Annotated in this window: 21 protein-coding genes; 8 read left to right on the top strand and 13 right to left on the bottom strand. The window is 71.2% G+C overall.

Annotated features, from left to right (window positions below; all coding sequences use genetic code 11):
- Positions 1–81: 81 nt before the first annotated feature.
- On the bottom strand, positions 82–519 hold the full coding sequence (gene tadA / locus QNO11_RS13030; protein WP_257508725.1) for a tRNA adenosine(34) deaminase TadA: 438 nt from the start codon (positions 517–519) through the stop codon (positions 82–84).
- 138 nt (positions 520–657) lie between these two features.
- Between tadA and QNO11_RS13035 the strand changes: the two genes are divergently transcribed.
- Together QNO11_RS13035 and upp are read left to right on the top strand one after the other, a co-directional pair.
- Positions 658–1,326: a hypothetical protein gene (locus QNO11_RS13035; RefSeq protein ID WP_257507861.1), complete on the top strand. Its 669-nt coding sequence runs from the start codon at positions 658–660 to the stop codon at positions 1,324–1,326.
- Positions 1,327–1,487: 161 nt separating this feature from the next.
- Positions 1,488–2,120 carry a uracil phosphoribosyltransferase gene (gene upp, locus QNO11_RS13040; RefSeq protein ID WP_257507860.1) on the top strand — a complete coding sequence of 211 codons (633 nt, stop codon included), beginning with the start codon at positions 1,488–1,490 and terminating at the stop codon, positions 2,118–2,120.
- A 48-nt stretch (positions 2,121–2,168) separates the two neighbouring features.
- Here the strand turns inward: upp and QNO11_RS13045 are convergent, their stop codons facing one another.
- Positions 2,169–5,672: a TM0106 family RecB-like putative nuclease gene (locus tag QNO11_RS13045; RefSeq protein ID WP_257507859.1), complete on the bottom strand. Its 3,504-nt coding sequence runs from the start codon at positions 5,670–5,672 to the stop codon at positions 2,169–2,171.
- Positions 5,673–5,728: 56 nt separating this feature from the next.
- Between QNO11_RS13045 and QNO11_RS13050 the strand changes: the two genes are divergently transcribed.
- Positions 5,729–7,810, top strand: a complete 2,082-nt coding sequence (locus tag QNO11_RS13050) for an NAD(+) synthase (RefSeq protein ID WP_257507858.1) — start codon at positions 5,729–5,731, stop codon at positions 7,808–7,810.
- 21 nt (positions 7,811–7,831) lie between these two features.
- On the opposite strand, the gene QNO11_RS13055 is transcribed toward QNO11_RS13050, so the two are convergent.
- The 5 genes from QNO11_RS13055 to QNO11_RS13075 all read right to left on the bottom strand — a co-directional run bounded on the left by QNO11_RS13055 (position 7,832) and on the right by QNO11_RS13075 (position 12,983).
- A complete protein-coding gene (locus tag QNO11_RS13055; RefSeq protein WP_257507857.1) occupies positions 7,832–8,410 on the bottom strand; it encodes a hypothetical protein in 579 nt (192 codons plus the stop codon).
- 103 nt (positions 8,411–8,513) lie between these two features.
- The gene (locus tag QNO11_RS13060; RefSeq protein WP_257507856.1) at positions 8,514–8,642 is read right to left on the bottom strand and encodes a hypothetical protein; all 129 of its coding nucleotides are present in this window, start codon (positions 8,640–8,642) and stop codon (positions 8,514–8,516) included.
- A 10-nt stretch (positions 8,643–8,652) separates the two neighbouring features.
- A complete protein-coding gene (locus QNO11_RS13065) occupies positions 8,653–8,832 on the bottom strand; it encodes a hypothetical protein (protein WP_257507855.1) in 180 nt (59 codons plus the stop codon).
- Positions 8,833–8,841: 9 nt separating this feature from the next.
- Positions 8,842–11,835 carry an AAA family ATPase gene (locus tag QNO11_RS13070; RefSeq protein ID WP_257507854.1) on the bottom strand — a complete coding sequence of 998 codons (2,994 nt, stop codon included), beginning with the start codon at positions 11,833–11,835 and terminating at the stop codon, positions 8,842–8,844.
- Positions 11,832–12,983, bottom strand: a complete 1,152-nt coding sequence (locus QNO11_RS13075) for an exonuclease SbcCD subunit D (RefSeq protein WP_257507853.1) — start codon at positions 12,981–12,983, stop codon at positions 11,832–11,834. The genes QNO11_RS13070 and QNO11_RS13075 overlap by 4 nt, the downstream gene beginning before the upstream one ends.
- A gap of 58 nt (positions 12,984–13,041) precedes the next feature.
- Here QNO11_RS13075 and QNO11_RS13080 point away from each other — a divergent pair, with 58 nt between their 5' ends.
- The gene (locus tag QNO11_RS13080) at positions 13,042–14,388 is read left to right on the top strand and encodes an MFS transporter (RefSeq protein ID WP_374113791.1); all 1,347 of its coding nucleotides are present in this window, start codon (positions 13,042–13,044) and stop codon (positions 14,386–14,388) included.
- Here QNO11_RS13080 and QNO11_RS13085 read toward each other — a convergent pair.
- Positions 14,367–14,651 (bottom strand): DUF2277 domain-containing protein, encoded by a 285-nt coding sequence (locus QNO11_RS13085; protein ID WP_257507852.1) that lies wholly within the window; start codon positions 14,649–14,651, stop codon positions 14,367–14,369. The genes QNO11_RS13080 and QNO11_RS13085 overlap by 22 nt on opposite strands.
- Positions 14,652–14,703: 52 nt before the next feature.
- Between QNO11_RS13085 and QNO11_RS13090 the strand changes: the two genes are divergently transcribed.
- Positions 14,704–15,483 carry an alpha/beta fold hydrolase gene (locus QNO11_RS13090; protein ID WP_257507851.1) on the top strand — a complete coding sequence of 260 codons (780 nt, stop codon included), beginning with the start codon at positions 14,704–14,706 and terminating at the stop codon, positions 15,481–15,483.
- On the opposite strand, the gene QNO11_RS13095 is transcribed toward QNO11_RS13090, so the two are convergent.
- The 5 genes from QNO11_RS13095 to QNO11_RS13115 form a co-directional block, all read right to left on the bottom strand.
- Positions 15,465–15,983 (bottom strand): hypothetical protein, encoded by a 519-nt coding sequence (locus tag QNO11_RS13095; RefSeq protein ID WP_257507850.1) that lies wholly within the window; start codon positions 15,981–15,983, stop codon positions 15,465–15,467. The genes QNO11_RS13090 and QNO11_RS13095 overlap by 19 nt on opposite strands.
- Positions 15,980–16,195: a hypothetical protein gene (locus QNO11_RS13100; protein ID WP_257507849.1), complete on the bottom strand. Its 216-nt coding sequence runs from the start codon at positions 16,193–16,195 to the stop codon at positions 15,980–15,982. Before QNO11_RS13100 ends, QNO11_RS13095 begins: the two co-directional genes overlap by 4 nt.
- An 87-nt stretch (positions 16,196–16,282) precedes the next feature.
- A complete protein-coding gene (locus QNO11_RS13105; protein WP_257508723.1) occupies positions 16,283–16,693 on the bottom strand; it encodes a DUF1622 domain-containing protein in 411 nt (136 codons plus the stop codon).
- Positions 16,693–16,992, bottom strand: a complete 300-nt coding sequence (locus QNO11_RS13110) for a GNAT family N-acetyltransferase (RefSeq protein WP_257507848.1) — start codon at positions 16,990–16,992, stop codon at positions 16,693–16,695. The genes QNO11_RS13105 and QNO11_RS13110 overlap by 1 nt, the downstream gene beginning before the upstream one ends.
- A 60-nt stretch (positions 16,993–17,052) precedes the next feature.
- Entirely contained in the window at positions 17,053–17,622 is a 570-nt protein-coding gene (locus QNO11_RS13115) for a P-loop NTPase family protein (protein ID WP_257507847.1), read from the bottom strand.
- A 418-nt stretch (positions 17,623–18,040) separates the two neighbouring features.
- Here QNO11_RS13115 and QNO11_RS13120 point away from each other — a divergent pair, with 418 nt between their 5' ends.
- From QNO11_RS13120 to QNO11_RS13130, 3 genes are all read left to right on the top strand, one after another.
- On the top strand, positions 18,041–18,787 hold the full coding sequence (locus tag QNO11_RS13120) for a winged helix-turn-helix domain-containing protein (protein ID WP_257507846.1): 747 nt from the start codon (positions 18,041–18,043) through the stop codon (positions 18,785–18,787).
- A gap of 104 nt (positions 18,788–18,891) precedes the next feature.
- The gene (locus QNO11_RS13125; RefSeq protein WP_257527658.1) at positions 18,892–19,356 is read left to right on the top strand and encodes a hypothetical protein; all 465 of its coding nucleotides are present in this window, start codon (positions 18,892–18,894) and stop codon (positions 19,354–19,356) included.
- Entirely contained in the window at positions 19,356–19,562 is a 207-nt protein-coding gene (locus tag QNO11_RS13130) for a helix-turn-helix transcriptional regulator (protein ID WP_257508722.1), read from the top strand. The genes QNO11_RS13125 and QNO11_RS13130 overlap by 1 nt, the downstream gene beginning before the upstream one ends.
- The last annotated feature ends 25 nt before the right edge of the window (positions 19,563–19,587 follow it).

Here is a 19,587-nt window from a genome sequence, read left to right on the forward strand (position 1 = left end):
CGTCGTCTCGAGTGAGTATTCGTCGTCTCGAGTGAGTATTCGTCGTCTCGAGTGAGTATTCGCGCCGCCGACGCGCCCGGCTCAGGGCTCGCGACGTGCGCCGAAGAAGTCACGCAAAAGCGCGGATGCCTCGTCCTGCCGCACCCCGGCGACCACTTCGGCCCGGTGCGGCAGCCGCCGGTCCCGCACGACGTCGTACATCGAGCCCGCCGCCCCGGCCTTGTCGTCCCAGGCGCCGAACACCAGCCGGTCCACGTGCGACTGGATGATGGCGCCCGCGCACATCAGACACGGCTCCAGCGTCACCACGAGCGTGCAGCGCGACAGGTTCCACGAGCCCAGCGCTTGCGCGGCCGCCCGCAGGGCGACGACCTCGGCGTGCGCGAGCGGGTCGTGCGTCGCCTCACGCAGATTCCGTCCCTCACCGATGATCGTGCCGGCGGCATCCGTCACCACGGCTCCGACCGGGATGTCGCCGTGCTCCGCCGCCTCGGCGGCCAGCTCGAGCGCGCGCTGCATCGCCACGAGATCGGTGTCACGCCCAGGCAGGTTCACGCGCTCCAGGCTATTGCCCGCCCGGCGCGGACTGGGAACTTCTCCCCCTGGGCCGGGGGTTGGGCTGCGTTCTAGACTCGCTCACGGCGGGAGGAGAAGCGGATGCCGGACGGTGCGACGGCACGCGTACGTGACCTGACCTTCCCGGCCTCGGTGGCCACATTCGATGACCACCCGGACGGCGTCATCCTCGCCACGACGGCCCCGCTGACCGACGCCGCGACGTTCACCGCCTTCGCACGGTTCCCCGACGGGCGGTTCGCGTGGCTCTCCAGCACGGCGGTGTGGGGCAGAGGCGGTCACCCGTGGGCGGTGGTGCGGCGGCTCCACATCGACGCTGACGCCCCAGCCCACCCTCCGGCGCACCCCGAAGACGCCCGCCTCAGCGGGGGCGGCGAGTTGACCGTCACCGACGACCTCGCCGCGGGACGTGACACGCTTTCCCCCGCCCGCACGACGGTGCGGCCCGCCCGGCTGCGCGCGCATGCCTGGCCCGGCGATACCGCCGGCGACGCGCGAGAGGCGCTCAGCGTCTTGGTTGAAGACGGCATCACTCCCGCGTCGCCGTCGACCATCACCGCCCTGAACGGAGGGGCGTTGCCGTCCGGGCTGACCCTCCGCGCCGAACCGGGCCTGGCCACGCGGCTCCTGGAGGGGCCGGTGGCGCTCACCTCCGCGACCGAGCCGCTCTCCCCTGACGCACCCCCGCGCCTACGCCGGAAACTGCCCGCGCAGATGACCGTCGTCGCCGACCCCTCGCCGGCGCGATGATCCCCGTCGCCAGCCGCGTTCGGGCACGGGCTCACGATCGCCTGCGCGGACGCCGCGTGGATGCCGCAGCAGGCCCGAGATTCGGATACTTCGCGTCACGGCCGGTCTGGGCCGAGAAAGAGGCGCCCGCAGCGCAGGAGCCCACCCCGTAGGCTGGACCCATGCGTGTGCACGTGGCCGACCACCCCCTCATCACTCACAAACTCACGGTGCTGCGCGATGAGCGCACCCCGTCACCGATGTTCCGGCAGTTGGTCGAGGAACTCGTCACACTGCTCGCCTATGAGGCGACGCGCAATGTGCGCGTGGAGCCGGTCGAGATCCGTACGCCCGTCACCGCGACGACCGGCGTCAAGCTCAGCGAGCCGCGCCCGCTCGTGGTGCCGATCCTGCGCGCGGGACTGGGCATGCTCGAGGGCATGGTCCGGCTGATGCCGACCGCCGAGGTGGGATTCCTCGGGATGCTGCGCGACGAGGTCACGCTGCAGCCGGCGACCTACGCCGAGCGGCTGCCCGACGATCTCAGCGACCGACAGTGCTTCGTGCTGGACCCCATGCTCGCCACCGGCGGCTCGCTGGGTGCGGCCATCGACTTCCTCTTCGCCCGCGGTGCGCAGGACGTCACCGCCATCTGCATCCTCGCCGCACCGGAGGGTGTCGCCGCGATCCAGAAGCAGGTCGGCGACCGTGACGTCACCCTCGTGCTGGGCGCCCTGGACGAGCGTCTCGACGAGCACGGCTACATCGTGCCGGGCCTGGGCGACGCCGGCGACCGCCTGTACGGCACGGTCTGACCCACCGGGTGGTGCGAGCGCCGAACGCGCGCCCGCACCGCCCGCCCTTCACGCTCGCACGAGACGCGCGAAGGCGCTCAGGCGGGCCACCCCCTCGGGCGTGCGGGGCAGGTCGTCGAGCAGTCCCGGTGCGTACACGACGTAGGCGGCGTACTTCGCGCGTGAAACGGCCACGTTGAGCCGGTTCTGCAGCAGCAGGAACTCCAGCCCACGCGGTGCGTCACGCCCGCTGGATGCCGCGAGCGACACGATCGCGATCGCCGCTTCCTGACCCTGGAACCGGTCGACGGTACCCACCGGCACCTCACCGAAACCGGCGGCGGCGAGGGCTTCCTCCACCTCCACCTGCTGTGCGTTGTACGGCGTCACCACGATGATGTCCGACGGGGTGAGCGGTCGGGGCGGCGCACCCGCGCCGTCGGTCCAGCCGCGCCCGACCACGTCGCGCACCAACGCGACCACCGTGGCCGCCTCTTCCGGCGACTGCGTCGCGTTGCCGTGGTGGCGCACCGCGACCGGGTGGACGCCGGGATCGATGCCCGTCACCAGCCGCGCAGCCGACGATGGGTGCGATGCCAGCTCCCCGGCGTACGCCAGTTGCGACACCGGCTCGGCGACCGCCGGATGCATCCGCCACGTCTGCGCCAGGAAGTACCCGTGCGTCTCGTCGATCACCTCGGCGCCGTCCATCACCCAGCCCAGCGCTGACGTGTCCACCGGCTCGGGGTGGGTGCCCTGGCTCACCTGCGGCAGTTGCTGCGGGTCGCCCAGCAGCAGCAGGCGGGACGCGGCGACCGAGACGGCGATGGTGGATGCCAGGGAGAACTGGCCCGCCTCGTCGATCACGAGCAGGTCAAGACTCCCCCGCGGGATGCGGGCGGGGTGGCAGAAGTCCCACGCGGTGCCGCCGACGACGAACCCGGCGGGCTGGTCGGCGGTGAATGCAGCCATGCCGTTCTTGGCGATGACGGTGAACGGCTCCTCGCCGGTCGGGGCTTCCTTCAGCGCCTTGGCGACCTGCGCCTTCGGCACTCCCGCGGCCACGACCCGGTCGAGCATGTTCTCCACGACCGCGTGGGACTGCGCGACGACGCCGACGCGGAAGCCCTTCTCGGCGACGAGCCGGGCGATCACGTGCGATCCGACGTAGGTCTTGCCGGTGCCGGGAGGCCCCTGCACGGCCAGGTAGCTGCCGTCGAGGTCGGCGATCGAGGCGGTGATGTCCGACGCGATGTCGCCGGTGCCGCGCGCGAGCGCGCCGGAGCGGGTACGAGGCGGGATGCGGCGCAGCAGATCGGTCGCGGCATCCGCCTGCATCGCCGGAGACGCGGCGATGACGGCATCCGCCCACTCGTCGATCGCACCCTGCTGGCTGCCCGCACCGGGAGGCCCTTCGGGTGTCAGCGCGACCGGCAGCTGCGACCAGGTGAATCCGTCGATGGGCGTCTCGCTGACGATCACGCCGTCGTCGAGCACCTCGACGATTTCCGCCGACCGGGCGGCGTGCAGCGCCCGGGGACCGGCGTCGACGGGGAACGGCGCGGGGCGCTCGTAGATGAGGAACGGCTTGCCGCCCTGCTTCAGCCGGGTGCCGGGGGCCGGTTCGCCGCGCAGTTCGACCAGGCGGCGGTCGACCCGTCCACCCTCGGGGCGATGCCAGTCCTGCACGACGCGGGAGCGTTCGGCGTCGAAGACGACGACGTCGCGGCTGTCGGCCCACACCGACACCGGCTCCCGTAGCCGCAGGAAATGCGTCGCCCAGAAGGTCTTGCGCTCGCGCGGGTAGTAGTCGATGGCCGCGGCGGCCAGCCGCAGCGCCTGCGCGTCGACCTCGTTCATGTCGGCGGCGATGCGGCCCAGCGCCTCGGCGCGCGGCGACGGGTCGTAGCCGGAGTCGACCGGGTCGGGTTCGACGGAAGGTCGCATGCCGGCATCTTTCGCGCGCTCGACGAGCCAGTCGCGCAGCCGCCGGGTGGAGACGCAGTCGTAGCGGTTGTAGTCGGCGAGGTCGGCGAAGATGGCCTCGGATGCCGCGGCGTCGCCGTCGGCGGCGTGGGCGCGGGCCTGCACGTACTTCACGATGGAATCGTCGCCGCGCTGCACGTCGCTGGTGCGCACTTCGGCGCCCATGTACAGCGGCTCCAGCTTCTTGATGGAGTACGACCGCGAACCCACCCGCAGCGCCCGCCGCACGATCGGATACAGGTCGACGAAGACGCCGTCGCGCAGCAGCCGGTCGACGTCGCCCTCGCGCACGCCGTAGCGGGCGGCCATCTGCAGCAGGTGCGTGGGCTCGTAGGGCGCGTAGTGGTAGATGTGCATGCCGGGCCGCTCGCGGCGCTGCAGCGCGATGAGATCGAGGAAGCGCTCGAACGCCTCCTTCTCCTCCGCGAAGCTGTGCGCCCACAGCGCGGAGTACTGCTCGCGCACGTCGACCCACCCGAACAGGTAGTCGATCCCCCACGTCGTGCCGGCGCCCTCGGTGTACAGCGGGTCGCCCTCGAAGTCGAAGAACAGGTCACCGGCGTCGGGCATCGGCAGTGCGCCGAGCGCCTGCGGGAAGACGACCTCGAAGGTGGGGATGGGGGTCGGTGCGAGGGTTTCGTCCGGCAGCGCAGGCTCGCCCACCGGATCGGGCTCGGGCACGCCGGCGGGACTGTCCAGCTGCAGGCGCGCCTGCGTCCGCAGCCCCGCGAACGTGTCCCACGACATGCGCGGCACCGCCTCGGTCGCGGCGGCCAGCTGATCGATCGTGGTGATGCCGCCCGCCCGCATCCGGTCGCGCTGCACCGGGCGCATTCCGGCGACCAGCAGCAGGTCGCGGTGCGCGACGACTTCCAGGTCGCAGGTGGCGCAGCGTCCACACGCGATGACGCCGAGGTCGCCGCGGGGGTCGCCCCACGGGATCGGCGCGCCGGCGGACCCCGACGTCACGTCGCGGTCCTCGATGAGTGCCAGCAGCCGCGCGCGGCGCAACCGGAAGGTGGGCAGGAGGTCGCGAACCGCGTGGGTGGACGTGGTGCCGTCGCCCAGCAACAGCTCCACTCGGTCGGCGCGCGCGACGCCGAGCGCATCGAGCTGAACGACGTATGCTGCCAACTGCATCAGCGCCGTGACGCGCGCGTGGCGAGCGAGCTTGGTGTCCTGCACGACCCACCTGCCGGTGGCGTCGTCACGCACCAGGAAGTCGGCGAAGCCCACGAAGTCGGAGGCGGCGAACGCGGCCTGATAGATCACCTTCGCGTCCGAGCGCAGTGCGTCCTGAGTCCGCTGGACCGCGTCGGCGAGAGCCGCGGCATCCGTGGATCGCGCCTCCGGGATCTCCACGACCCCGTTCGGGTACTTCTCGCGGTACGCCTCCAGCGCGCGACGCTCGTGCGCCATACCCAGCCGGCCGGCGCGTTCCAGAGTGAGGTCTTCGGGGTCTTCGACCGCGGCGACCCGTCCGAGCTTGGCGTCGATTGCTCGCAGCCAAGCGAACTCGCACTCGGCAGCGGCCTTCAGGTCGCTCGCGCTCCAGACGATTCGGGCTTCGTCTTCGATGTATCGCATGTCCACCTTCCGCGTTCGACCCTAGCCGCGGGGTCGGACAGTGCCAGACTGGGACGATGAGCCTCCCCTTCGAGAGCATCTACCGGCACGGGTACGCACGCATCGCCGCGTGCACGATCCCGCTGGCCGTCGCCGACCCGGCGACCAACGCCGAGACGGTGCTCGCCTCGTGGCGCGAATGCCACGACGAGTCGGTTGCTGTCGCGATCTTCCCCGAGCTCTGCCTCACCGGGTACTCGATCGAAGACCTCGTGATGCAGGATGCCGTGCTGGATGCCACCGAGCGCGCGATCGAGCGCCTCGTCGAGGCATCCACCGATCTCTTTCCCGTGCTCGTCGTCGGGGCTCCGCTTCGTCACCGCAACCGTATCTACAACTGCGCCGTGGTGATCCACCGCGGCGAGCTGGTCGGCGTCGCACCGAAGTCGTATCTGCCGACCTACCGGGAGTTCTACGAACGGCGCTGGTACGCGGCTGGCACACCGTGGGCGGGTGAATCGATCCGCGTCGGTGAGTACGAGGCGGTGTTCGGCAACAACCTGCTGTTCGACGTGCGCGACGTTCCGGGGCTCGTGCTGCACGCCGAGGTCTGCGAGGACGTGTGGGTGCCGGTGCCGCCGTCGTCGCGCGCGGCGCTGGCGGGGGCGACGGTGCTCGCCAACCTGTCCGGCAGCCCGATCACGATCGCCCGCGCCGACGACCGCAAGATCCTGTGCCAGTCGCAGTCGCTGCGCTGCCTCGCGGTGTATGCGTATGCGGCGGCGGGAATGGGCGAATCGACCAACGACCTCTCCTGGGACGGCCAGACGATGGTCTACGAGGGCGGCACGCTGCTGGCCGAGACCGACCGGTTCCCGGAGGGGCCGCGGCGCAGCGTCGTCGACGTCGACCTCGACCGGCTGCGTCAGGACCGCATCCGCCAGGGCACGTTCGACGACAACCGGCTCGCCGACGGCGGGGAGTTCCTCACCGTGGAGCTGTTCCTGGAGCCGCCCGCGACCGACGTCGGCCTGCGCCGGCCACTGGACCGATTCCCGTTCGTGCCGGACGACCCGGCACGACTGGACCAGGACTGCTACGAGGCGTTCAACATCCAGGTATCCGGGCTCGAGCAGCGGATGCGTGCCATCGGCGGCCCGCGCCCGGTGATCGGTGTGAGCGGCGGCCTCGACTCGACGCACGCGCTGCTGGTCGTGGCGCGGGCGATGGACCGCATGGGCCGGCCCCGCAGCGACATCCTCGCTTATACGATGCCCGGCTTCGCGACGAGCGAGCACACCAAGTCCAACGCGATCGCCCTCGCCGAGGCGATCGGGGCGACGATCTCCACGATCGACATCCGCCCCGCCGCGAACGAGCTGCTCAAGGGCATCGGGCACCCGTACGCTGCGGGCGAGCCGCTCTATGACGTCACGTTCGAGAACGTGCAGGCGGGCGTGCGCACCGACTTCCTGTTCCGCATCGCCAACCGCGAGAACGGGATCGTCATCGGCACGTCCGATCTGTCCGAGCTCGCGCTCGGCTGGGCCACCTACGGCGTCGGCGACCACATGAGCCACTACGCCGTCAACGTGGGCGTGCCCAAGACCCTCATCCAGCACATCATCCGCTGGGTGATCGCGCACCGCCCGTCCGGGGCGGGAGCCGCCTCCGACGACGCCGCGACGAGCCTGAGTGACGACGCCGTGTCGGTGCTGCGCTCGGTGCTGGACACCGAGATCAGCCCCGAACTCGTGCCGGCGGGCGAAGACGGCAAGGTGCAGTCGACCGAGGACACCATCGGCCCGTACGCCCTGCACGACTTCACGCTGTTCTACGTGCTGCGCTATGGCTTCCGCCCGTCGAAGATCGCGTTCCTCGCCGAGCATGCGTGGAAGGATCCGGATGCCGGTGCGTGGCCTCCCGGCTTCCCCGATGCCGATCGGTACGGCTACGACCGCGACACGATCGTGCGGTGGTTGCGGGTGTTCCTGCAGCGCTACTTCGGGTTCGCGCAGTTCAAGCGCTCCGCGATCCCCAATGGCCCGAAGGTCTCGGCGGCGGGCTCGCTGTCGCCGCGCGGGGACTGGCGCGCGCCGAGCGACGGCAACGCCCGCGCGTGGCTCGCTGAGCTAGACGCGGCGCTGCCGGGGTCGTAGCCGGGTCAGCCGCGGCGAGCCTCAGACCGGGGTGGTCCCGTAGGCCATCGTGATGATCCAGCCCTCGCGGGACAGGTCGACCAGGTGGTACCCGGCCCTGCGGTCGGGAAGCCATCCCTTGCGTCGCGCCGGGTCCAGCCGCACATGCTCGGCTGCGACGCGCACGCCGCGGCCATCGGCTTCGAGGACGGCCTGCACCTTGGTCCAGTGCTCGAGGAGCGCGGGGATGTTGTTCTCATCCAGCAGGTGCGAGTGCTTCTGCATCATGTGGATGTCGGCGGCGTCCGGATGCATGTCGCGCACGTCGATGCCCAGTGGCGTGGCCGGATCGGACACGGCAACGACGGTGGCGGCGCGGAAGCTGGCGGTCTTGACCGCGTAGGGCAGGTTCACTCCATCGCGCGACGCGATGAGGCGCGTGTGGTAGCCGTACCCGCGAGGAGGTTCGCGTTCCACGCGGATCTCGCGCGTCTCGCAGCGAAGGAGTCCGGCGATGATCTCGCGGGTCAGGATCCGGCGACGATCGTGCACGCTGACGCCCGGGTCCCAGCCGAGCCTCGCGGTGATGCCGTCTGGCGTATCGAGCGGAACCGATTCCATGTGTCGAGCCTCTCCCCCCGGCTTGGACCGGCGGTCCTCCCATCCTCTCCCAGAACGGTCGCGGGGGCCACGACCCCGCCCCGTGAGAAAGAACCCGGTTGGCTCAGCTGCCTCCGGAGACGATGCCGATGATCCCGGATGCCAGGAAGTACACGCCGATCGCACCGACGACGAGCCAGATGGTCACACGTGCCGTGGACGGCTTGTTCTTGTCAGGGCCGGCGGAGCTCATGGCGACCGCCTCAGTCCCGCGAACCGGCGAAGACCGACCGCAGCACCAGGAAGACGATGACCGCGACCACCGCGACGATCGCCAGCTTGCCGACGAACCAGAGCAGGCTCCCCAGCACGCTGACCAGGATCCACGCGATGATGACCGCCACGATGACGCCGATGACGGTCCACACTGTGCTTGTGTTCATGCCGCCAGCTTACGAGGCCGCCACTGCCTCGTCCTGCAGGATGAGGCTCGGCCCGCGCGGCGTCGCCTCCACGAGCAGCTGCGCGGGCAGCTGCTCCTTCATCGCCTCGACGTGACTGATGACGCCGACGGTGCGGCCGCCGGCGCGCAGTTCGTCGAGCGTGCGCATCGCCAGCTCGAGCGTGTCGGCGTCCAGTGAGCCGAAGCCCTCGTCGATGAACAGCGTGTCCAGGCGCATGCCGCCGGCCCGCGCGGTGACCACCTCGGCGAGGCCGAGGGCGAGGGCCAGGGATGCCAGGAACGTCTCCCCGCCGGAGAGGGACTGCGGCGGTCGCAGCTGCCCGGTGTGCGCGTCGAGCACATCGATCCCGAGCCCCGACGCGGCACCGCGGGCGGCCCGCGCGTCGGAGTGGTGCAGCGTGTAACGCCCCGACGACATCTCCTCCAGCCGCACGTTCGCCGCCGCGACGATCTCTTCCAGTTCGGCGGCGAGCACGAAGGTCTCGAGGTCCATCTTCATCGTGTTGGGTGCGCGGCCGGCGACGGTGTCGGCCAGCCGACGCACCGCCTCTGCCTCCTCGGCGTGCGCGGCGACCGCGGCGTACGCGGCATCCGTCTGCACCACGAGGTCGCGCAGGCGGGCGGCCACGTTCTGCGCGTCGCGTTCCGCGGCGATCGCGGCGGCGCGGGCCGCGTCGGCTGCAGCGACGGCGGCGGCGGATGCCGCCAGGTCGACGGGCTCGTCGGTCGACCCGGCCAGTTCCAGCTCGAGCTCGAGGGCGCGCTGCCTGGTGGCCGCCAGCGCCGTGTCGTGTGTGCCGATACGGTCGGCGAGCTCCCGCACCGCCCCGGCGTCGCGCAGCGCCGCGGTCGCGTCGGCGGGGTCGGCGAACACGGATGCCGCCAGGTGCGCGTCCCGCTCGGCGACCGCCGCGGTGAGGTCTTCGGCGGCGCGTGCCGCCGCGGCGCGCGCCGCGCGGCAGGCCCGTGCCGCGTCACGCCGCGTGGTGGCCACGGCGATGCGCTCGGCCACGGTCGGGTAGTCGCCCCGAGCGGCGGCGACCGCCTGTCGCGTGTCGGTCAGCGTCGCCTCGAGCGCGGCGAACGACTCGCGTGCGGTGCCGAGGTCGGCGTCGCAGGCCGTCCGCGCCGCGTGCGATGCGGCGTCGAGATCGTCGAGTTCCCGCAGCCGGCTGTCGAGCTGCTCCGCCTCGCGCTGTGCGGCCTCGGCGGCGGTGAGCGCGTCTGCAGCCGCCGCGAGTTGCGTCTCGAGGGCCTCCAGCGGCTCGCCGCCGGCGCGGGCGGCCGCCTGCGCATGCGCGTCACGCGCGGAACGTGCGGTCTCGGCGGCGACACGTTCGGCGGCCAGTGCGGCGTCGCGGTCTGCCTCGGCCGCGGCGACCAGTTCGTCGGTGACCGGCTCGTCGCCGCGTGTGGCAGGCCGCGGGTGCGCCGTGGAACCGCACACGGCGCAGGCCTCACCGTCGACGAGTGCGGCGGCGAGCTCGCCGGCGTAGCCGTCGAGGCGGCGCTGCAGCAGCGCGGCCACCGCGGCGCCTGCCGCGGCCGAGGCGGCCGCAGCGGCAGCGCGGACCACATCTGCGTCGTGCAGGGCGGCAGCCAGCGTCTCGGCCTCGCGGGCTGCGGCGACCCGTGCCGCCAGCGCGTCACGCTGCGTGCGCGCCGCGCCCTGCACCGCCGCTCGTGCGCGGGCGGCCATGAGGTGTTCCCCGAGCCTCACGCGTTCGGCGGGGATCAAAGCGCGCTGCTCATCGAACGTCGCCAGCTCCCGCTCGAGCCGGGCGACCCGCTCGCGCGCCGTGGCAAGAGCAGCCTCCCGCGCCGAAAGCTCGGCTTCCTGCCGAGCGGCGGCGGCCCACACGGCGAGGTCGCCGGTGAGCTGCTCGTCGATGACGGCCAGGTCGACGTCGGCTTCAGCGTCGCCGGCGACCTGCGCCCACGCGCGATCGGCGGCCGCGGCGGTCGCGGCGGCAGCCGTCGCGAGCTGCGCGGCGCGAGTGGCGGCGGTGAGCACCGACCGGATGCCCTCGGCGGCCCGGGCGCGCTCCAGCGTCACCCGGTCGCCCGCGATGCGCTCGGCGTCGTTCTCGAGGGATGCCAGTCGCTCGCGCGCCTGCGCGAGGTCGGCGTGTGCCTTGGCGAGGGCGACGCGGGCGGCGTGGGCGGTCGTCGCGGCGGCGAAGGCGCTGTCGGCATCCGCCCGCTCGCGCCCGAGCGTCTCGACCCGGTAGTCGGCGCGCTGCACGGCGCGCTCGGCGGCGTCGCGGCGGCCGGCCAGATCGGTGGGGGCCACGGCGTCGCCGGCGAGGTCGTGCTCGGCGATGACGCGCTCGGCCTGGTCGAGCAGGGTGCGGGCGTGCTCGCCCAGGGTGTCGAGACCGGCGAGCGCGGCTTTGCTTCGTTCCCCGATTGCGCGGACGTAGTCCTCGTACCGTCGCGTACCGAACAGTGTGCGCAGCAGCGGCTGCCGCTCGCCCCCGGAGGCGAGCAGGAACCGGGAGAACTTGTTCTGCGCGAGCAGGATGACCTGCTGGAACTGCTGCGCGTTCAGGCCCAGCACCTCATCGAGGGCGAGGGCGACATCGCGCGGCTTGGCTGCGCGGCCGATCCACTGACCGTCGACCAGTTCCTCCAGCTCGGCCCGCGTGGGCTCGGTGGTCAGTCCCCCGCCGCGCCGCGCCGGACGCTGATACTCCGGGCCGCGCGTCACGCGCCATCGGCGGTCGGCAACGGTGAACTCCAGCCGCACCTCGGTGGGGTCCTCGGGTGCGCAGTGGTCGCTGCGCAGTCGCTTGTCGCCGGACTCGTATCTGGGCACGCTGCCGTAGAGGGCGAAGCTCACCCCGTCGAGAATGCTGGACTTGCCTGCTCCGGTGCGCCCGGAGATCAGGAAGATGCCGTCGCGCGCGAACGCGTCGAAGTCGACCGTTTGAGTCGAAAGGAACGGCCCGAACCCGGTGAGCTCCAGCCGGTGCAGCTTCACGTCGCCGCCTCCGCGAGCGTGCGGGCGTCGAGCAGATCCTCGATCAGGGCTGTCTCGCGGTCGCTGGCCCCTTCACCGTCGCGCACGTGGCGCAGGAACGCGTCGAGCAGTTCGCGGTCACTGCGCGCCCCACGCACGCGCTGCGCGTAGCTGTTGCCGCTGTCGTCTCCGGTCTTCTGCGCCGGCTTGTGTGCGACGCACGCGCAGTGCGCGAACCGCTCCTGCAGCCGGCGCATCGGGTCGCGCTGCGGCAGCGTGTCGGTGTACTCCACCGACACCCACTCGCCCTCGTGCGGGGCGTACTTCTCGTTGGAGAGCAGCTCCTCCAGCGGCCCGACCAGCGTGACCAGCCGGCGCGGCACGGGAAGCTCCAGCCACTGCACGCCCGCCAGTCCGCCGGCATCCAGCTCGATGAGCCACGAGCCGCGGGGCTTGTCACCCTCGCCGAAGCTGTAGTGCAGCGGGGCGCCGGCGTAGCGCACCCGGTCCGACAGCCGCTGCCGGCCGTGGATGTGCCCGAGCGCCATGTAGTCGACCCCGTCGAACGTCGACAGGGGCACGACGTCGAGGCCGCCCTGCTGGATGTCGCGCTCGAGATGCGGGGTGGGCTCGACGCCGGCGGCGAAGCAGTGCGCGATCGCGACCGATCGCCCGCCGCGCGCGGCGAGGTCGGTGCGGACGAGCTGCATGGCACGGTCGAGCACCTCCGCCTGCGAGCGCACCCCCGGCCAGGTGTGCCGCAGCAGCGCCGGCTCGAGGAACGGGATGCCGTAGATGTGGACGGGACCGTGCGCATCGGACACCGTGATCGGCGTGCCCACCGTCTGCGGATCGGTGACGACGTGGATGCCGGGGCGCAGCAGCGCCGCCTGGAAGCCGAGCCGTGCCGCGGAGTCATGGTTGCCACTGGTGACGACCACCTGCGCGCCGGCATCGGCGAGCGCGGCGAGCGCGTCGGTGAGCAGCGCGTAGCAGCCGGCGGCGGGCGTGGCGGAGTCGAACACGTCGCCGGCGACGATCACGACGTCCACGTCGTTCTCGCGCACCTGGGCCACAAGCGCGTCGAGCACACCACCGAGCGCATCGAGCGTGGAGTGACCGTGGAAGGTCCGCCCGATGTGCCAGTCCGAAGTGTGCAGGATGCGCATATTCACACGGTATGCGCCGCCTCCGACATCGACGGGGAGGATCGCCCGCGTAGGCTGAATGGCCGTGACCACCCTCCCCTCCGCCGCCGCCCCGACGTGGCGCAGCTGGCTGGTGTGGGGAGTCGGCGTCGCCGCGTACATGCTCTCGGTCACCAACCGCACGTCGCTGGCATCGGTCGGTGTGGATACCGCTCACCGCTTCGACATCGACGCGTCGACGCTGTCGATGTTCGCCGTGATCCAGCTCGGCGTGTACGGCGCGATGCAGATCCCCGTCGGGCTCATGCTCGACCGCTACGGTGCGCGTCCGCTGATCACTGCGGGTATGGCGCTGATGGCCGTCGGCCAGCTGGTCATGGCGGTGTCGCCGAACGTGGGCGTCGCGATCGCCGCGCGCATGCTGCTGGGGGCGGGTGATGCCGCAGTGTTCCCCAGCGTCTTGCGACTCATCGCCACCTGGTTCCCCTCCCAGCGCGGCCCGGTCATGGTGCAGCTGACCGGCATCCTCGGCCAGCTCGGCCAGATCGCCGCAATCGTGCCGCTGGCGGCGCTGCTGCACGCCACCAGCTGGTCGATCGCGTTCGGCAGCGTCGCCGGTCTGTGCGTCCTGTTCACGGTGCTCGTGTTCGCCCTCATCCGCAACCATCCGCCCGATCGCGACACCGACGTCACCGTCGACGCCTCGACCGGCGCGATCCGGGTGGTCACCTCGGCGCTGGACAACCGGGTCGGCGTGCGCGCCGCCTGGTCGCATCCCGGCACCCGGCTCGCGTTCTGGTCCCACTTCACCACCCCGTTCGCCGGGTCGGCCTTCATCATGCTGTGGGGCATCCCGTTCCTCACCGCCGGCGAAGGGCTCACGCAGGGCCAGGCGGCGCTGGTGACGACGGTGTACGTGCTGGCCGGGATCGCGATCGGGCCGTTCATGGGCATGCTGTCCAGCCGCATCCCGAACTTCCGCTCACGCGCCCTCGTGCTCCCCTCGATCGCAGTGCAGGCCGTCGCCTGGCTCATCGTGATCGCCCAGCCGGGCCCCGCCCCGCTGTGGATGCTGTTCGGTCTCGCGATCGCGCTGTCGATGGGGGGACCTGCATCCATGATCGCCTTCGACCATGCCCGCACCCACAACCCGTCGCACCGGCTCAGCACCGCCACCGGCATCACCAACGCGGGCGGCTTCCTCGCCGGGCTGATTGCGATCTTCCTGATCGGTGTGGCGCTGGACCTGCAGGGCGCCGGCACGCCGGAGACCTACACGCTCGATGCGTTCCGCCTTGCGTTCCTCACGCAGATCCCGCTGTGGGTGATCGGGTGGGTGTTCATCGTGATCGAACGCAAGCGCACCCGCATCCACATCGGCATGGACCAGCCACGCCGGCGCGGTCAGGCAACGCGCGGCGCGTAGCGGCCCGACTTCTCCGCCCGGGCGCGCGCCTTGGCGGCCTCCTCTTCGCGGTTCTTCGGCGCTGACACCGCGACGAGGTCCGCGAGCAGGTGGCGCGTGGCGTGCGCGATCTCGTCGACGGCGCGGGCGAACGCCTCGGCGTTGGCCTGGGAGGGTTTGGTCGTCCCCGTGATCTTGCGCACGTACTGCAGCGCGGCGGCGTGGACCTCATCGTCCGTCGCGGCGGGTTCGAAGTTGTGAAGGGTGTGGATGTTCCGGCACATGCGGTCACCGTACGCTCAGGATGCCGCAGCGGCCACCCCCTAATCTCGGAGCGTGGACGACCGCGCACCGACGACCCCCGAGGATGACCGCGTCACCACGTTCACGCACGGCGGCGCCCAACTCGTCGTCGCCGAGCGGGGAACGGGCGGCCGCACGTTTCTGCTGGTCCACGGCATCGGCATGGGACGGCGGGTGTTCGGTGATCTGGTCGAACAGCTGAGTCCGCACGGGCGCGTGGTGGCGGTGGATCTGCCGGGGTACGGCGCGGCCGAAGAACCGATCCGCATCCCGACGATCGAACGGCTGGCCGACCTGCTCGCGGCCTATCTCGCGGCCGAGGACCGACCCGATGGGGACACCATCGCGATCGGCCACTCGATGGGCTCGCAGGTCGTCGCCGAACTTGCCGCGCGGCATCCGGGCGCCGTCGACCGCGTCGTGCTGATCGGTCCGACGGTCGACCCCGCGGCCCGTAGCGCCCTGGCGCAGTTGGGGCGCCTCGCGCACGACCTGCTGGTGGAGAGCCCGACGGTGCTGCTGCTGGGCGCGCGGGAATACGTGCGGGCGGGTCCGCACCTGCGCCGCAAGATGCGGGCGATGCTGGTGCACCGGCCAGAGCTGGTCTACCCGCGCGTGACCGTGCCGGGACTGGTCATCCGGGGCGAACTCGACGTGGTGTGCCCGCCGGCGTGGTGCCGGCAGGTGGCCACAGCGCTGCGCGCCCCGCTGGTGGAGATCTCCGGCCACGGCCACGAGACGATGATCCGCGACGCGGCGCCGGCCGCGCGCGCGATCCTCGCCGACCTCGGGATTCAGCCCGTCGACACCTGACGCGCCAGCTCCGCGATCTCGTCGTCGGGCAGGTGGATGCCGGATTGCTCCAGCCGCTGGCGCAGCACGTGCACGATGCGATCGTGTGGCTCGGTCGCGAGGTCCGAGCGCGTCTGCGCGAGGATTCCCGCCACCTTGTCGACCTCGGGCGCGTTGTTCTGCGCCATCGCCGGCAGCCGCTGCTCCTGCTCACCGGACAGGTCCTGCTGCTGCGTCTCGCTCACGGTGAGCGTGTCGCGGCCTTCGTCCTGGCCGAAGTGCTCGGTCCCGACGTTCTCGCCGCTGTCGGTGACACCGATGCCCACCGCTTCGTGGCTGGGCGGACCGGCAGGCGGGGCGGACCCGTCGACGGGTGCCGGCGCAGCGCTGCCGGCTTCCTCGGCCGGGTCGGTGACCGTCGGGCTGTCGGCGGCGGTCTTCTGCATCGCGTCCTCGTCGGCACCGCCCTGGTCGGGGTAGTTGCCGCCGGTGTTGTCGAATTCGTTCTGGCGCTCGCTCATGATTCCTCTACTCCCATGTCGGGGTCGGCTCCGCGGGACGGTTCGGCCGATTCGACGTCGCCCACGTCCTCCGGGGCGCCGCTGAGGTCGGGCGAGCCGACGGCATCCGCGTTGCGCTCCCGTGTCTCGACGTCGTCGATACCGCTCCACCCACCGGGCGGGTCGGCGTTGATGACACCCTCGGGCAGATCCTGATCCGGATTTCCGGTCATGGCGTGCTCCTCTCGTCTGCACCCCACTCTGGCGCTCCGGCTCAACCCGCCGCACGGGGTTGACGAACGGGCGCGCCCCGCGTAGTGCTACGTCGTGTCGGCGGTTCGAACCGTGCCGGCCTTGGCGACCTCGCCTGCCACGACCTGGGCTCCGCTGGTGAGCAGCGCCCGCCGCCACGGCAGCACGCCCTCGATCTCGATCTGGATCGAGATGGACAGCACGGTTCGGATCAGCACGATCATGCCCAGGATCGCGGCATCCTCGAACGACGGCTTAGACGTGATGGTGCGGATGAGGTCGGCGGCGACCAGCACCTCCAGTCCGAGCAGGATCGCTCCCCCGAGCGTCGTGCGCAGCGTGGTGAACGCGACCTGCCCGCCCCGCTGGTGCAGCAGCGCGAGCGCACCGAGCACGATTGCGATGACGAAGCCGATCACCATGACCACCGCGCCGACGACTTCGAAGCCGACTGCGACCGCGGTGAACACGGTCTCCATCACGCCGACCGGGGCTGCCTCAGGATGCCGCGATGGCGGGGATGCGCGTCGAACCAATCCGCGACGTACCAGCACGTCGCGACCACGTCGCGGTCGCCACGGGCCTCGAGTTCGGCGACGGCGTGGTCGACGAGCTGCGCGGCATAACCGTGGCCGCGGAACGGCGGCACCGTGTAGGCGCGGGTCATCGCGACCGTGTGGCCATCGTCGCGGTAGTCCAGGACGCTCACCAGATCGTCGCCGCGATACATCGCCCAGCGGGACGCATCAGCCTGATTCTCGAACCGAAGATCGGTCATGCCACCAGGCTACGCCTGGGATCGGACCTTCCGGCCGGCAGCGCGCGGGTTCTGGAGAACTCAGTGCCGCAGGAGCGAATCGCGCCAGTCATCCACGCTGCGTTGTCCGGACAGGCGCACGATCGGCCAGCCGTCGGCGGCCCGAGCCGCCATGGTTTCGCGCTGGCGGGAATGCTGGGTCCACGCCCACCGGATGATGTTCTCCTCCGGGTCGAGCCGCAGCCAGGACGACGGCCGCTCCCTATTGCCGTGCCAGAGCTCTTCGCGCAGGATGCCGCGCCGCAGCGTCCGGCGGATCACGCGGGCCATGACGACGGGGCGCGCGTGGTCGAGCCAGACGACCACATCGGGGCCCCCCGCGGTCCCGGGCGCGAGCAGCCCGTCCAGACGAGAGGTCCAGTTGCCGTCGATCACCCAGCCGTCGGGGTTCTCGGCCACGAACCGGCGGATGGTGTCGTGTGCCTCGGCGAGGTCGCGGTACTGCCAGTCGGCATCCCAGAACACGGCATCGAGTTCGAGCCGCGGGATCCCGGCAAGGGCGGCGACCTGCTCGGCCAGCCGAGTTTTTCCGGACCCCGAGGTGCCGACGATGCGGATGCGGCGGGGCACGGGAACGGCGTCGCTGGGCATCGCCCCAGGGTACGCGGTGGTGCCGATGGAGCCCGGGTTGAGCAATCTGTCATATTTCGTCATGCGGAGACCGCGGCATCCGAGCGGTTTGACATGCTGCGACACGGTTGGACATAATGAGCCCCATGACTGTCAACGCACGCTCTCTGTCCGCCGTGGAGGCGAACGGGACTGCCGCCATGATGATGGCCGGCCGTGTTGCTGTCATGTGTTGCCGAATGTGTCGCTGACACGATGACCCGTCGGGCTCCCGTCGCCGCTGATCTGAACGCCGCGACCGAGCCCCCGAGCACCGCACTGAGCGCCCACGACGCGCCAGCGGTTGCTCAGACACACAGCCCGTCCCGGGCTCCGCAGCACACACGCGAACCCGCTCCAGGCCCAGCGCCCGGGTTCCCCTCCGCATAGGACCTCTTCCATGTCGACCACCGCCCTTCTCACCCGTCCCGCCACCACCCGCCACCTCCGCGCCGTCGAGGATGTCACTCCGGTCGCCGCCGCTGCGCCGACCCCGGCTCCCGCCGCTCCCGCGGCTCCCGCGGCCGGCCGGCCGCTTCCCGCCGGCACGGCACCGCGCGGCTTCGCGCTCTATGTCGGCATCGACGAGGCCAAGGCCGCAGCAGACGGCATCTCGCTCTCCGTTCTCGTCGAGGCGCTGCGTCGCACGCTCGGCGAGCTCGCCCCACACGCCGAGACCTACGCCACCGTGGCGCTGGCCCCCACCGGCGCCGGCGGTCGCGACGTCGACGTGGTGCGTCTGGCGCTGCACGAGCCCAGCGCCGTCGCCCGCACGCAGCAGGACGAACCCGACGAGGACGTCGCCCCCGGCGGCGTCACGGTCGACATCTCGCGCAAGCGCGTGCTGATCGACGGCGCGTCGGCCGCACTGACCTTCAAGGAGTTCGAGCTGCTGCAGTACCTGGTGCTGCGCGAGGGCCGCACGATCGAACGCACCGAGCTGGTGTCGTCGCTGTGGCAGGGCACGACCGACGATGACGCCCCCGGCGAGCGCACGATCGACGTGCACGTGCGCCGGCTGCGTTCCAAGCTCGGTCGGTACGAGGACATCGTGCGCACGGTGCGCGGTGTCGGCTACCGGTTCGACCGGCACGCCGACGTCGTCATCCGTTACGGCCACGGCTCGCCGTCGCCCGACCGCTTCTGACCCGCCGGTTTCGCGTTTGATGTAAAGGGACCTTGTCTGTAAAGTTTCCTGTACATCGGGGACTGGCGCAAAGAGACGCTCCGCCTCGGAGAAAGGCGGACGACATGGATGAGAGCACAACGACGCGGAGCCGTTGGGGACGCGCTCACTTCGGCGGCGGTTCCGCAACATTGTTGGGTGCGTCACTACTAATGGGCGGGCTCGTCTCCGCCGGCGCGGGCGGACTCTTCGTGTCAGTGACCCCCACCGAACGCCCGATACTCGCTTTCGCGCTCGTCATGGTGGGGACCTTCCCCGTCGCGACAGCACTGGGCTGGGTGCTGTTCCTCGACCGCTCAACCCTTTCGGAAGCAATCGAGAACCCCGACGATTCCGTCGAGTCCTTCTGGTACCAGAAGGCGGCGAGCGGTGCGTTCCATGACCTGCTGATCGTCGGCGGGCTGGGCGCAGCCGGATTCTCGCTCCTACAGATCGAGGCATCCGTCGGTTTGGTGCTTGCTGGGGTCCTGCTTTTCACCATGCTCGACATCGCAGCGCGTTACCTGTGGCTGAAGAAGTCCGCCGCCTGATGCGGAACACGCTGCCGCAGCGCCGCCAAGATCTGGGCTGGTCTCAACAACGACTAGCCGACGAACTCGGAGTGTCACGCCAGACGATCATTTCGATTGAGAAAGGCCGTTACGACCCGTCGCTGCCCGTTGCGTTCAGGCTCGCAGCCACGTTCCAATGCAGCATCGAGGACTTGTTCCTCTTCGACGAAGGCGCCACTGCGTAACGCGGCGTCTGTTCTCGTGACAGGC

The sequence above is a fragment of the Microbacterium sp. zg-B96 genome, from assembly GCF_030246865.1.
Classification (GTDB): Bacteria; Actinomycetota; Actinomycetes; order Actinomycetales; family Microbacteriaceae; genus Microbacterium.